The sequence below is a fragment of the Kosakonia sp. N21 genome (genome assembly GCF_050587465.1).
Taxonomy (GTDB): Bacteria; Pseudomonadota; Gammaproteobacteria; order Enterobacterales; family Enterobacteriaceae.
Map to the genome: position 1 here is coordinate 100,658 of NZ_JBOBHR010000002.1, position 13,159 is coordinate 113,816.

Annotated in this window: 14 protein-coding genes and 1 pseudogene; 4 read left to right on the forward strand and 11 right to left on the reverse strand. The window is 56.0% G+C overall.

The features are described from left to right. Window positions 1-97: 97 nt before the first annotated feature. Genes sdhB through sdhC form a run of 4 tightly spaced genes read right to left on the reverse strand, consistent with a single transcriptional unit; the run spans window position 98 to window position 3,341 of the window. Entirely contained in the window at window positions 98-814 is a 717-nt protein-coding gene (gene sdhB, locus ACQ3G7_RS04255) for a succinate dehydrogenase iron-sulfur subunit SdhB (protein WP_061494491.1), read from the reverse strand. 15 nt (window positions 815-829) lie between these two features. Beyond that, window positions 830-2,596: a succinate dehydrogenase flavoprotein subunit gene (gene sdhA / locus ACQ3G7_RS04260; RefSeq protein WP_263097484.1), complete on the reverse strand. Its 1,767-nt coding sequence runs from the start codon at window positions 2,594-2,596 to the stop codon at window positions 830-832. Further along, the gene (gene sdhD / locus ACQ3G7_RS04265; protein ID WP_430888958.1) at window positions 2,596-2,943 is read right to left on the reverse strand and encodes a succinate dehydrogenase membrane anchor subunit; all 348 of its coding nucleotides are present in this window, start codon (window positions 2,941-2,943) and stop codon (window positions 2,596-2,598) included. The genes sdhA and sdhD overlap by 1 nt, the downstream gene beginning before the upstream one ends. Further along, window positions 2,937-3,341 carry a succinate dehydrogenase cytochrome b556 subunit gene (gene sdhC, locus ACQ3G7_RS04270; RefSeq protein WP_430888959.1) on the reverse strand — a complete coding sequence of 135 codons (405 nt, stop codon included), beginning with the start codon at window positions 3,339-3,341 and terminating at the stop codon, window positions 2,937-2,939. Before sdhC ends, sdhD begins: the two co-directional genes overlap by 7 nt. Window positions 3,342-3,711: 370 nt before the next feature. Here sdhC and ACQ3G7_RS04275 point away from each other — a divergent pair. Continuing rightward, a pseudogene (locus ACQ3G7_RS04275) lies at window positions 3,712-3,774 on the forward strand (hypothetical protein); the annotation flags it as partial. Between the two features lie 205 nt (window positions 3,775-3,979). Beyond that, complete coding sequence (locus tag ACQ3G7_RS04280; protein WP_263097487.1) at window positions 3,980-5,266, forward strand: citrate synthase; 1,287 nt, start codon at window positions 3,980-3,982, stop codon at window positions 5,264-5,266. Window positions 5,267-5,316: 50 nt separating this feature from the next. Here ACQ3G7_RS04280 and nei read toward each other — a convergent pair whose 3' ends face one another. From nei to ACQ3G7_RS04315, 7 genes are all read right to left on the reverse strand, one after another. Beyond that, a complete protein-coding gene (nei, locus tag ACQ3G7_RS04285; RefSeq protein WP_430888960.1) occupies window positions 5,317-6,108 on the reverse strand; it encodes an endonuclease VIII in 792 nt (263 codons plus the stop codon). A gap of 14 nt (window positions 6,109-6,122) precedes the next feature. Continuing rightward, on the reverse strand, window positions 6,123-6,860 hold the full coding sequence (gene pxpA, locus ACQ3G7_RS04290; RefSeq protein ID WP_430888961.1) for a 5-oxoprolinase subunit PxpA: 738 nt from the start codon (window positions 6,858-6,860) through the stop codon (window positions 6,123-6,125). Next, window positions 6,850-7,782, reverse strand: a complete 933-nt coding sequence (gene pxpC / locus ACQ3G7_RS04295) for a 5-oxoprolinase subunit PxpC (protein ID WP_430888962.1) — start codon at window positions 7,780-7,782, stop codon at window positions 6,850-6,852. Before pxpC ends, pxpA begins: the two co-directional genes overlap by 11 nt. After that, complete coding sequence (pxpB, locus tag ACQ3G7_RS04300) at window positions 7,776-8,432, reverse strand: 5-oxoprolinase subunit PxpB (RefSeq protein ID WP_430888963.1); 657 nt, start codon at window positions 8,430-8,432, stop codon at window positions 7,776-7,778. Before pxpB ends, pxpC begins: the two co-directional genes overlap by 7 nt. Before the next feature lie 11 nt (window positions 8,433-8,443). After that, a complete protein-coding gene (locus ACQ3G7_RS04305) occupies window positions 8,444-9,187 on the reverse strand; it encodes a type 2 GTP cyclohydrolase I (RefSeq protein WP_430888964.1) in 744 nt (247 codons plus the stop codon). A gap of 10 nt (window positions 9,188-9,197) precedes the next feature. Further along, window positions 9,198-10,610 (reverse strand): deoxyribodipyrimidine photo-lyase, encoded by a 1,413-nt coding sequence (gene phrB / locus ACQ3G7_RS04310; protein WP_430888965.1) that lies wholly within the window; start codon window positions 10,608-10,610, stop codon window positions 9,198-9,200. A 229-nt stretch (window positions 10,611-10,839) separates the two neighbouring features. Then, window positions 10,840-11,046, reverse strand: a complete 207-nt coding sequence (locus tag ACQ3G7_RS04315; RefSeq protein ID WP_263097494.1) for a YbfA family protein — start codon at window positions 11,044-11,046, stop codon at window positions 10,840-10,842. A gap of 346 nt (window positions 11,047-11,392) precedes the next feature. Here ACQ3G7_RS04315 and kdpF point away from each other — a divergent pair, with 346 nt between their 5' ends. Continuing rightward, a complete protein-coding gene (gene kdpF / locus ACQ3G7_RS04320; protein ID WP_020457044.1) occupies window positions 11,393-11,482 on the forward strand; it encodes a K(+)-transporting ATPase subunit F in 90 nt (29 codons plus the stop codon). Then, window positions 11,482-13,158 carry a potassium-transporting ATPase subunit KdpA gene (gene kdpA, locus ACQ3G7_RS04325; RefSeq protein WP_430888966.1) on the forward strand — a complete coding sequence of 559 codons (1,677 nt, stop codon included), beginning with the start codon at window positions 11,482-11,484 and terminating at the stop codon, window positions 13,156-13,158. Before kdpF ends, kdpA begins: the two co-directional genes overlap by 1 nt. The last annotated feature ends 1 nt before the right edge of the window (window position 13,159 follow it).

Sequence of the window (13,159 nt, forward strand, 5' to 3'; positions counted from 1 at the left end):
TTCCTGCTTCTTACTCTGTCGCCAGATGGCGCTGCGCTTACCGGGCCTACAAATAGCGTAGGCCGGATAAGCGTAAACGCCATCCGGCACCGTTCACTTATGCACTGCGTTGCAACAACATCGACTTAATATGGCCGATGGCGCGCGTCGGGTTCAGCCCTTTAGGGCATACACTGACGCAGTTCATGATGCTGTGGCAGCGGAATACGCTGAAAGCATCGCTCAACCCTTCCAGACGGCTATCGGTTTCGGTATCGCGACTGTCGATAAGGAAACGATAGGCAGCCAGCAAGCCTGCCGGGCCGATAAACTTATCAGGGTTCCACCAGAACGACGGACAGGACGTAGAACAGCATGCACACAGGATACACTCATACAAACCATCGAGTTTTTCACGCTGCTCCGGCGCCTGCAGATGTTCCCTCGCCGGAGGATTTTGCCCATTATTCAATAAGTAAGGCTTAATCTTCTCATATTGGGCATAGAATTGCCCCATGTCCACCACCAAATCACGGATCACCGGCAGCCCCGGCAGCGGGCGAATAACGATCTTCTGCTTGCCGTTACCCAGCGCGGAAATGGGTGTGATGCATGCCAGGCCATTTTTACCGTTCATGTTCAGACCATCAGAACCGCATACCCCTTCGCGGCAGGAGCGGCGGAACGACAGTGTAGGATCCTTTTCTTTCAGCTGCATTAATGCATCCAGCAGCATCATGTCACGCCCTTCTTCCCCTTCCAGCGTGTAATCCTGCATGCGCGGAGCATCATCAACGTCCGGGTTATAACGATAAATTGAAAATTCAAGTTTCATTATCCTGTCTCCGCATTAATAAGTACGAATCTTCGGCGGGAACGCCGGACGCAGTTTCGGTTCCATATTGACGCTACGACGCGTCATAGACTCCGTTTCTGGCAGATACAGGGAATGGCACAGCCAGTTTTCATCGTCACGATCCGGATAGTCGAAGCGGCTATGCGCGCCACGGCTCTCAGTACGGAAGTTTGCAGAGACCGCCGTTGCATACGCGGTTTCCATCAGGTTATCCAGCTCCAGGCACTCAACGCGCTGGGTATTAAACTCGGTGGAGGTATCGTCCAGACGGGCATTTTTCAAACGCTCGCGGATCACTTTCAACTGCTCCAGACCCTTCGCCATCGCATCGCCTTCACGGAATACCGAGAAGTTGTGCTGCATGCACTCCTGCAACGCTTTGCGAATCGTAACCGGATCTTCGCCATCACGGTTGTTGTTCCAGCGGTTAAGGCGGTCCAGAGAAGCCTCAACGTCAGATTCGCCCGCATCACGCAGTGTGCCCTGCTCGGCGATGGATTCTTGTAAGTGCAGACCCGCCGCACGGCCAAATACCACCAGGTCAAGCAGTGAGTTACCGCCCAGACGGTTAGCGCCGTGTACCGATACGCAGGCGATCTCACCCACCGCGAACAGCCCCGGGATCACCACGTCTTCGCCTTTTTCGTTCACCGTCAGCGCCTGGCCGGTCACTTTGGTCGGAATACCGCCCATCATATAGTGGCAGGTCGGGATCACCGGGATCGGCTCTTTCACCGGATCCACATGGGCGAACGTACGCGACAGCTCCAGGATCCCCGGCAGGCGTGATTCCAGCACCTCTTTACCCAGGTGATCGAGTTTCAGCTTGGCGTGCGGTCCCCACGGGCCATCACAACCACGGCCTTCGCGGATTTCGATCATGATCGAACGTGCGACCACATCACGACCAGCAAGGTCTTTCGCGTTCGGCGCATAGCGTTCCATAAAACGCTCGCCATGTTTATTCAGCAGGTAGCCGCCTTCACCACGGCACCCTTCTGTCACCAGCACACCTGCGCCCGCAATACCGGTCGGGTGGAACTGCCACATTTCCATGTCCTGCACCGGTACGCCTGCGCGCAGCGCCATACCCACGCCGTCACCGGTGTTGATATGCGCGTTGGTGGTGGACTGGTAAATACGGCCTGCGCCACCGGTCGCCAGCACCGTTGCGCGGGCTTTGAAGTAAACCACTTCACCGGTTTCGATACACAGCGCAGTACAGCCGACTACCGCGCCATCCTGGTTTTTCACCAGATCCAGCGCATACCACTCGGAAAAAATCGTCGTGTGGTTTTTGAGGTTTTGCTGATAAAGGGTATGCAGCAGCGCGTGCCCGGTACGGTCCGCTGCGGCTGCGGTACGCGCCGCTTGTTCGCCACCGAAGTTCTTCGACTGGCCACCAAACGGGCGCTGATAAATACGGCCATCATCAAGACGGGAGAACGGCAACCCCATATGTTCCAGCTCAAGAATCGCTTCCGGGCCGGTTTTACACATATATTCAATGGCGTCCTGGTCACCGATATAGTCGGAACCTTTTACCGTGTCATACATGTGCCATTCCCAGTTATCTTCATGGGTATTGCCCAGCGCAACGGTAATACCGCCCTGCGCGGAGACGGTGTGGGAACGGGTTGGAAAGACTTTAGAGAGCAGTGCACAGGTTTGCCCGCTCTGGGAAATTTGCAGCGCAGCGCGCATACCTGCGCCGCCTGCGCCAATAACAACAGCATCAAATTCTCTGACTGGCAGTTTCATTACACACCCCACACCACAACGAATCCATAAATCACGTAAGCCGCAAGCACAACGACAATCACCAGTTGCAGCACCAGGCGAATAGCCAGCGGTTTAACGTAGTCGGTCAACACCTGCCACATGCCAATCCAGGCATGGATCAAAATCGAGAACAGTGCCAGCAGGGTGAAAACTTTGGTGAAGGCGGAGGAGAAAAACCCGGTCCAGACTTCCCATGTCAGATCGCCGGTAACGGCAAAAAAGCCGACCATGTAGATGATGTATAACGTCAGGACGATGGCGGTAGCACGGACAAGAATATAATCATGTACGCCGTTGCGTCCTAATGCGGAGGCGTTGCTTACCATACGAGGACTCCTGCGAGAATTGAAAGCACGACAGTGATCACAAAAGAAAGGTTAGCGGAACGTTTTCCTGCTTCAAAGGTTTCTTCCAGCCAGCCAAAGTCCATTAACATGTGACGAATACCACCGACGGCGTGATAAGCCAGCGCGGTCAGGATGCCCCAGATAATGAATTTCGCAAAGAAGCTGCCCATGATGGCAGAGGCGGTCAGAAAGCCTTCTTGAGATGAGAGCGACAACCCCAGCAACCACAGCAGAATACCGACCGCCACAAAGGTAATGACGCCAGAAACGCGGTGGAGAATGGAAGCTATAGCCGTAACAGGAAACCGAATTGTTGTCAGATCCAGATTGACAGGTCTTTGTTTTTTCACATTTTTTATCATGAATAACGCCCACATGCTATTCTTATAGTTTCCTTCCTCCGGTCTGCGTGCGGGTCAGACAGCGTCCTTTTCTATAACTGCTCGTCATGCAAAAAATTAGCTTCCAGATGCTAAACGACAGGTTACAACGCTGGGTGGCTCGGGATTGCAGGGTATTCCGGAGACCTGGCGGCAGTATAGGTCGTTCACAAAATCATTACAATTAACCTACATATAGTTTGTCGGGTTTTATGCAGAACAGTGACGCCCATCACGATAACAACATTTTTTTAAATTTTAATCATCTGATTTGACAAAAGTTAAACACTCTTGTTACAAACTACGCCATAAAGGGCTTATAATTCGTAAAAGTTATGGGGTCTACCTTTCACCTGAGATTTAGTTATGTAACAGTGTGACGGTATTGACCGATGTAATCAGGACAGTTATTAGTGGTATACAGGTTTGATAAATTCGGATTGCTAAGACACTGATTTGCTGTTGTTTCGCTGTATTTTCAATGTGTACTTGCACGCGCCCATCGCTCTGTACCCTGGTATCTCCTCTTCAACAGAGCAGCGAGCTAAATAACAAACGGGTAACGTTGACGCGCAGATGAATGCAGATCCGGTGACGAAGTAGTCTTAAGCAATAAGGCGCTAAGGAGACCGTAAATGGCTGATAAAAAAGCAAACATCACCTACAATGGTGACGCTGCTATTGAACTGGATGTGCTAAAAGGCACGCTCGGTCAGGATGTTATTGATATCCGTAGTCTTGGTTCAAAAGGTGTGTTCACTTTTGACCCTGGTTTTACCTCTACCGCATCATGCGAATCGAAAATCACCTTTATCGACGGTGATGAAGGCATCCTGCTGCACCGTGGTTTCCCGATTGATCAACTGGCTACCGAATCTAACTATCTCGAAGTTAGCTACATCCTGTTGTACGGTGAAAAACCGACGCAATCGCAGTTCGACGAATTTAAACTGACCGTTACCCGCCACACCATGATTCATGAGCAGATTACCCGTCTGTTCCACGGCTTCCGTCGCGACTCCCATCCGATGGCGGTACTGTGTGGTGTAACCGGCGCGCTGGCGGCGTTCTATCATGACTCGCTGGATGTGAACAATCCGCGTCACCGTGAAATCGCGGCGTTCCGCCTGCTGTCCAAAATGCCTACCGTGGCGGCGATGTGTTACAAATATTCCATCGGCCAGCCGTTTATCTATCCGCGCAATGACCTCTCCTACGCCGGTAACTTCCTGCACATGATGTTCGCCACACCGTGCGAACCTTATGAAGTGAACCCGGTGCTTGAGCGCGCGATGGACCGTATCCTGATCCTGCATGCGGATCACGAACAAAATGCGTCGACCTCCACCGTCCGTACGGCGGGTTCTTCCGGCGCTAACCCGTTCGCCTGTATCGCTGCGGGCATTGCCTCTCTGTGGGGGCCTGCGCACGGCGGCGCCAACGAAGCCGCGCTGCGGATGCTGGAAGAGATCAGCTCCGTGAAACACATTCCGGAATTCCTGCGTCGCGCCAAAGACAAGAACGACTCGTTCCGTCTGATGGGCTTCGGTCATCGCGTGTATAAAAACTATGACCCGCGCGCTACCGTAATGCGTGAAACCTGCCATGAAGTGTTGCGTGAGTTGGGTTCGAAGGACGATCTGCTGGAAGTGGCGATGGAGCTTGAGCATATTGCGCTCAACGATCCGTACTTTATCGAACGCAAACTCTATCCGAACGTTGACTTCTACTCCGGCATCATCCTGAAAGCGATGGGCATCCCGGCGTCGATGTTTACCGTGATCTTTGCCATGGCGCGTACCGTCGGCTGGATTGCCCACTGGAATGAAATGCACGACGACGGCATCAAAATTGCCCGTCCGCGTCAGCTCTACACCGGTTACGAAAAACGCGAGTTCACATCAGACCTGAAAAAAGGTTGATAGCAAGCCCGCATAAAAAAACGCGCCGACTGGCGCGTTTTTTATTGCCACTAACGCTGGCATCCCGGACACCCGTAAAAAGGCCGTGACGACAAGGTGTTTTTTTCAATGATTCCACCACAGCGCTCGCACGGCTCGCCCGCCCGGTGAAACACCTTAAAGCTGAACAACGCGCCGTGATGACGATGTTCATCCACCACGCCGCGCGTCTGGTATGACAGGCGCGGAATATCCAGCAGTGTATGCGCCAGGAGATCCAACTGTTCATCGGTCAGTTGCGCAGCGTTATGCTGCGGTGCCAGCCCACACTGCCAGAGGATCTCCACCCGCAGGTAATTGCCCAGTCCCGCCAGAAAAGCCTGATCGAGCAGCAAACCGGAAAACTGACGGCGGCGAAAACGCGCCGACAAAAGACGCGCTTTCACCTGCTCTGCGGTAAGCGCCATGTCGAGCACATCCGGACCGACACGCAGTAAAAACGGGTGTTGCGCCAGTTGCTCCGGCGTCAGCAGGGCGATATCCGATGCGCTGTACAGCAGAATGGCGCGATCCGCCGTTTCTAACCGGACACGCAGCACGCGATTCGTTTGCGGTGTTTCTCCCGCCGCCGCCACGCGCCAGACACCATAAAGCTGATTATGGCTGTACAGCGTCAGTCCGCCGGAAAAGTGCGTTAACAACGCTTTGCCACGCGTTTCGATCCGCGCAATACGCTGCCCCACCAGCCCGGCGGCGTGGGTTTGCAACGCAGGGAGCGCAAACCACGCATGGGTTAACGGTTTGCCCTGGATAGCGGCTTCAAGCGTGTCTGCCGCCCGGCGGATCTCCGGTCCTTCTGGCATAAAAACTCCTTCTGTTAACGGGCGGAAATGGCGACGCCACGCCGCGCGAATTCAGCCTGTAAACGGCGGGCAAACTGCAATGCGTGTTCGCCATCGCCATGCAGACAGACGGTTTGCGCCTGCACGCTGGCATACTCGCCGCTGACGCTTTTCACCCGACCGTCCAGCACCATGTCCAGCGTTTGCGCCAGCGCCTGGTCGTCGTCATCAATCAATGCACCCGGCTCACCGCGCGGCACCAAACGCCCATCGCGGCGATAACCCCGATCGGCAAACACTTCCTGACGCGTGGCAAGGTGGTAGCGCTCCCCGGCGCGGATCAGCTCGCTTCCCGCCAGCCCAACCAGCACCAGCGCCGGGTCAACATCATGCACCGCACGGGCAATGGCATCCGCCAGTACGGCATCGTCCGCCGCCTGGTTATACAGCATACCGTGGGGTTTAACATGTTGAAGCTGTGCGCCGCAGGCGCGCACCATCGCCGCCAGCGCCCCCGTCTGGTAAAGGATCTGCCCATAAACCACATCCGGCGGTAGCTGCATCGCCGTACGACCGAAGTTCGCCCGATCCGGGAACGAGGGGTGAGCGCCCACGGCGATACCGTTACGCACTGCTTCACGCACGCAGGTCAGCATCGTCTGCGCATCCCCGGCGTGGAAACCGCAGGCAATGTTGGCAGAAGAGACCAGTTGTAACAGCGCAGCATCATTCGCACAGCCTTCCCCGAGGTCGGCATTGAGATCAATCTTCATGATTCAGCCGCCATGCCAGTTGCTCAAGATAACGGTGTTGCTCACGACGTGCAGCCAGCGCCTCATCCAGCGAACACTGAACGAAATGTACCGGCTGCCCAAGGGGGATTTGCGCCAGATGGTACATATCTGCGTCGATAATGCAGGCAATGCGCGGGTAGCCGCCGGTGGTCTGCGCATCATTCATCAACACGATCGGCTGACCATTGGCCGGCACCTGCACCACGCCGGGCAGCAAACCGTGCGACAACAGGTCACGTTCGGTGGTGCGCACCAGCGGTTGTCCCTGCAAACGGTATCCCATGCGGTTACTCTGTGGGCTCAGTTGCCACGGCAAACGCCAGAACGCCTCTTGCGAGGCCTTATCAAACTCCTGATACTCCGGCCCTGGCAGTGCACGGATGCGGTTGTGCCACAAAAGCTGTTTTACGCCACGCGAGCCCGCAAAATGCCGGGTGGCTTCGCCGATCGGCAACGTATCGCCATCACGCAATAACCGCCCTTCCAGCCCGCCGATAGCGGTTTTCAGATCGGTGCTGCGCGAGCCCATAACGTCAGGAACGGCAAACCCGCCTGCCACCGCCAGATAACTGCGCACGCCGTGTAGCGGTCTTTTCAGCACCAGACGCTGTCCGCGCTTCACGGCATAGCGCCAACCGGTCCACACCGCCTTACCGTCTAACTTCGCCTCGCAGCCTGCACCGGTCAGCGCGAACCAGCCATCGCGCCGGAATTCGACTTCACACTGCCCGAGGGTGATTTCCAGCGCGGCGTCATCCGGCGAATTCCCCACCAGCGCATTGGCTATCTGCAACGCCGGTTCATCCAGTGCCCCGCAATAGCTGATACCCGCCTGGCGGAACCCGGTGCGTTTGCCGCCCTGCAACGTGGTGTAAATCCCGGAACGAATCACTTTCAACATATACCGTCCTTGCGGGGAATAAAGCGCAGCCGATCGCCAGGACGTAACAGTGTCGGCTCCGGTAATTGCGGGTTGAAGAGCGCCAGTTCAGTGCGCCCAATCAGGTTCCAGCCACCGGGGGTTTCCAGCGGGTAAATGCCGGTTTGCGCACCGCCAATCCCCACGGAACCGGCGGGCACCCGCACGCGCGGATCGGCGCGACGCGGCGTCGCCAGCGCTTCCGGCATGCCGCCAAGGTACGGGAATCCGGGCTGAAAGCCTAAAAACCACACCACATACTCAATGGAGGCATGCAGTTCGACCACCTGTTTTGGCGTCATCGCACAGTGTCGCGCTACCGCGTCGAGATCCGGCCCGGCCTCACCGCCGTACAATACCGGGATCTCAATCGCGCGGGACGCAGGCTCCAGCGCGTCACTCTCTTCCCACCAGCGCTGTAAACGGTCGAGGGCATCCAGCGCCAGCACGTCGGGATCGCGCAATACCACCGTAATGTTATTCATTCCCGGAATGGCTTCCACCACGTCAGGCACGTCCGCCAGACGCTGCGTCAGCCGCCAAATCCGCTTTTGCGTGGCCAGCGTAACCGGCGGTTCCAGTTCCAGCACCACCGCGGTTTCGCCTAACAAATAACAACGTGCTCGCTGCACCTGCCCTCTCCTTACGCCGGGTTAGGAATATCAATAAACGTCACATCGAGAGCGGTATTTTCCGTCAACCAGTTGCTCAGTGCGCGAATACCGCCGCGCTCGGTTGCGTGGTGGCCTGCCGCATAGAAATGCAGCCCCTGCTCGCGCGCGGAGTGAATGGTTTGCTCAGACACTTCACCGGTAATAAAGGCATCCACGCCAAAACTGGCGGCTTTATCAATAAAGCCCTGCCCGCCGCCGGTACACCAGGCAACGCGGGTGATTTTCTCCGGCCCGGTGTCGCCACACCACAACGGTTTACGCCCGAGGCGCGCTTCGATCCACGACGCCAGTTCAAGCCCCGGCACCGGCATCGTCAGCTCGCCCCACGGCACTAATGGTTCGATCTCCCCCATCACCGTGATCCCGAGCAGTTCCGCCAGTTGCACGTTATTACCCAGTTCCGGATGCGCATCGAGCGGCAAGTGCCAGCCATACAGGTTGATGTCATTGGCCAACAGGGTTTTCAGGCGCTGGCGCTTCATGCCGCGAATGATCGGGGTTTCATTTTTCCAGAAGTAACCGTGGTGGACGATCACGGCATCCGCTTCCTGGCGAACGGCTTCATCCAGTAATGCCTGGCTGGCGGTCACGCCGGTAATAATTTTCTGTACGGTTTCCCGTCCTTCGACCTGTAGCCCGTTCGGGCCGTAGTCGCTGAAAGCCGCACTGTTAAGCTTCTCGTTAATCAGTTTTTCCAGTTCGGTATTTTGCATCAAAGCTCCTTTACGCTTTCCGCGCGGCTTCATAGGCCGCCAGGGTCACTGTACGCGCCTGTTTATGGTCAACAATCGGACGGGGGTAATCAAGGCGGCGGCCCTGTTTATCCGCCCACGCCCAGGGTTGATGCAGGGCGCTATCCGGCACCGCGTTCAGCTCCGGTAGCCACTGGCGAATAAACGCCCCGGCGGCGTCAAAGCGCTCGCCCTGGGTGGTCGGGTTAAAAATACGAAAATAGGGCGCCGCATCCGTACCCGTTGAGGCCGCCCATTGCCAGCCGCCGTTGTTCGCCGCCAGATCGCCATCAATCAACTGTGAAATAAAATAACGCTCTCCGCAACGCCAGTCGATAAGCAAGTCCTTGACGAGGAAACTGGCGACGATCATCCGCAAGCGATTATGCATCCAACCCGTGGTGTTCAACTGGCGCATTGCTGCATCAACAATCGGATAACCGGTTCTCCCCTCCTGCCAGGCTTGCAGGTGCTGCGGGTTATCCTGCCACTGCACGTTGTCAGTCCAGCGAATAAAGGGACGATACTGGCAGAGCGACGGGTGGAAAGTGATCAGGTGGCGATAGAACTCGCGCCAGATCAATTCGTTCAGCCAGACGGCGCCCTTGCCGCCCTCCAGCGCCTGCGGTTGTTCCGCCAGCAAACGGTGCAAACACTGGCGCGGCGACAACGCGCCAATCGCAAGGCTGGCGGACAACCGGCTGGTACCTTCAATCGCGGGAAAGTCGCGCTGCTGCTCATACTCCCCCGCCAGTTGCTGGCAAAAATGGCGCAGCCGGGCTATTGCGCTCTTCTCATCCGCCGGGAACAGCGTGTTGTCAAAATCCTGTTGCGGGTAGTTCAGGACGATCGGTTCCGCGCTGATCGATCCGCTTTGCCGCACCGATGGCGCGGCGACGCAGACAGGTAAATCCTCTTTCAGTCGGCGCAGAAAGGCATTTTTAAACGGCGTAAACACCTTGTACATGTCGTGATTACCGGTCACCACGCTTCCTGGCGCCAGCATGACGCTGTCATCAAAGCCCTGGCAGGCAACGTCTGGCAGCGCCTTTTCGACTGCCGCATCCCGCTGGCGTTCATTAAGTTCATACTGGTAGTTGTAAAACAGATGCGTGACATTTTCGCTAGCGCAAACTGCAACAATTTCCTGCACGCTGGCGGCAAAATCATCCACTTCGCGATAAATCAGTTCAATGCCCTTGTCCGCCAGCGCCTGACGAAGCGCGTTCAGATGTGCATTGAGGTATGCCGCCTGGCGCGGCGCCATATGATGTTTCCGCCACTGTCCGGGGGTGGCAATAAAGAGGGCTTTAACAGCGGCTTGAGGGCTGCGGCAGGCGGCCGCCAGCGCAAGGTTATCATGCACGCGCAAATCCGCGCGAAACCAGACCAGATGGGTGGCCATAATGCTCCAGGTGTCCGTAATGTAAGCGCAGCGCCTCTGGCCTGGGGTCAAAATAGCGTTGCCCGGCCAGATACGCGTCGGGAAATGTCGTTCTATTGTGTTGGAGGAATGTCACCGGCGCAAGCCGCGGTTACATCGCCAAAAGAGGGATAAAAAAAACCACCGCAGTGGCGGTGGCGCGATCGGTTTGCTGTGTGTAGTCGATTATCTATTTGCTGTGTATTGCCGATCAGTAGAAGTCACAGGTCGCTTTTTCGGCCTGCGCCATCCATACCGGTTTGTCGCTGGTTTTTGCCCAAACGCGGTGCAGATAGCTGTAAAAACGTGCGCGATCTTTCCAGAACATCATCACCGGTAATGCCAGTACGCCGACCACAATGGCGAAAGCGCGACGCATTAACACAATATGTGCCGGAAACTCTTTGTATGTGTTCATAATCTCTCCCCTTTGTCAGGCCGGTAACACTCACCGGAAAAATATTCACCGCCGCTGAAAGCCAACTACGAAAAATCAGGGCTGCGCTGGAATCTGGTTAAAATAGTACCGTTTTGTTGGTAATTTTACTACTCATCCGACCACTTTTTTTTGTCAATAATCGCTTTATTTACATTCAGCCGGTAACTAAGTTACAAAACAGTTAAATTAATACTAACCATTAGTTAAATTGTGGCTTAACGGATCTTTATATTTTTTTTACACCCCTCCCGCCGATTTTTGCGAAATCTTTGCGCCAAAAATCCTACTTTTTCTGCACATCCTTAAATCACCCCGGAGGTGAATTGTGAGTGCAGGCGTGGTAATCGGCATCGTGCTGGTTTTCCTGTTATTGGGCTATCTGGTTTACGCCCTGATTAACGCGGAGGCTTTCTGATGGCAGGCCAGGCGTTTCTTCTGATCGCCAGCTTTTTGCTGGTGCTGTTTCTTCTCGCGCGCCCGCTGGGATCGCTGCTGGCGAAAATGATCGCCGGTCAGTCGTTACCCGGCGTTGCGGCGGTGGAAAATATCCTCTGGCGTGGGCTCGGGATAGATACCCGGGAAATGAGCTGGCGGCGTTATTTGCTCGCCATATTGCTGCTGAACGTCTTTGGGCTGATATTGCTGTTTCTGCTGCTGATGCTGCAAGGCATCCTGCCGTTGAACCCGCAAAACCTGCCGGGACTCTCCTGGCATCTGGCGCTCAATACTGCGGTCAGTTTTGTCTCTAACACTAACTGGCAATCCTATGCCGGTGAAAGCACCCTGAGCTATTTCAGCCAGATGGTCGGGTTGACGGTGCAAAACTTCCTCTCCGCCGCAACCGGTATTGCCGTTGCGTTCGCGCTGATCCGCGCCTTTTCACGGCGCAGCATGGAAACGCTGGGCAACTCCTGGGTGGATATCACGCGCATTACGTTGTGGGTGCTGTTGCCGCTGTCGTTGATCATCGCGCTGTTTTTCATTCAACAAGGCACACTGCAAAACGTTTTGGCCTACCAGCCCTACACCTCGCTGGAAGGTGTGCAGCATCTGTTGCCGATGGGTCCGGTCGCCTCGCAAGAAGCGATCAAAATGCTCGGCACTAACGGCGGCGGCTTCTTCAATGCCAACTCCGCTCATCCGTTTGAGAACCCGACCGCCCTGACCAACGTCGTACAGATGCTGGCGATCTTCCTGATCCCGGCGGCGCTGTGCTTCGCGTTTGGCGATGCGGTCGGCGATCGTCGCCAGGGCCATGCCCTGCTGTGGGCGATGTCGCTGATCTTCGTGGTGTGCGCCGCACTCGTAATGTGGGCAGAACTGCAAGGTAACCCGCACTTCCTGACGCTTGGCGGCGACAGCGCCATCAATATGGAAGGCAAAGAGAGCCGCTTCGGCATTCTGGTCAGCAGCCTCTATGCGGTCATCACCACGGCAGCGTCCTGCGGTGCGGTCAATGCTATGCATGACTCCTTTACCGCGCTGGGCGGCATGATCCCGATGTGGTTAATGCAGATTGGCGAAGTGGTGTTTGGCGGCGTGGGCGCCGGGTTATACGGCATGCTGCTGTTTGTGCTGCTGGCGGTATTTATCGCCGGGCTGATGATTGGCCGCACGCCGGAATATCTCGGTAAAAAAATCGACGTGCGGGAAATGAAAATGACCGCGCTGGCCATCCTTGTCACCCCGGCTCTGGTGCTGATCGGCACGGCGCTGGCAATGATGACCGATGCCGGGCGCAGCGGCATGTTCAACCCGGGGATCCACGGTTTCAGCGAAGTGCTGTACGCCGTCTCCTCCGCCGCCAACAACAACGGTAGCGCCTTTGCCGGCTTGAGTGCTAACACCCCGTTCTGGAACTGCCTGCTGGCGTTCTGCATGTTCTTTGGCCGCTTTGGCGTGATCGTACCGGTGATGGCCATTGCCGGGTCGCTGGTGGCGAAGAAAATTCAGCCTGCCAGCACCGGGACGCTGCCAACGTACGGCGCGCTGTTTATCGGCCTGCTGATTGGCACCATCTTGCTGGTTGGCGCATTGACCTTTATTCCTGCCCTGGCGCTTGGCCCGGTGGCGGAATACCTCTTATTTTGAG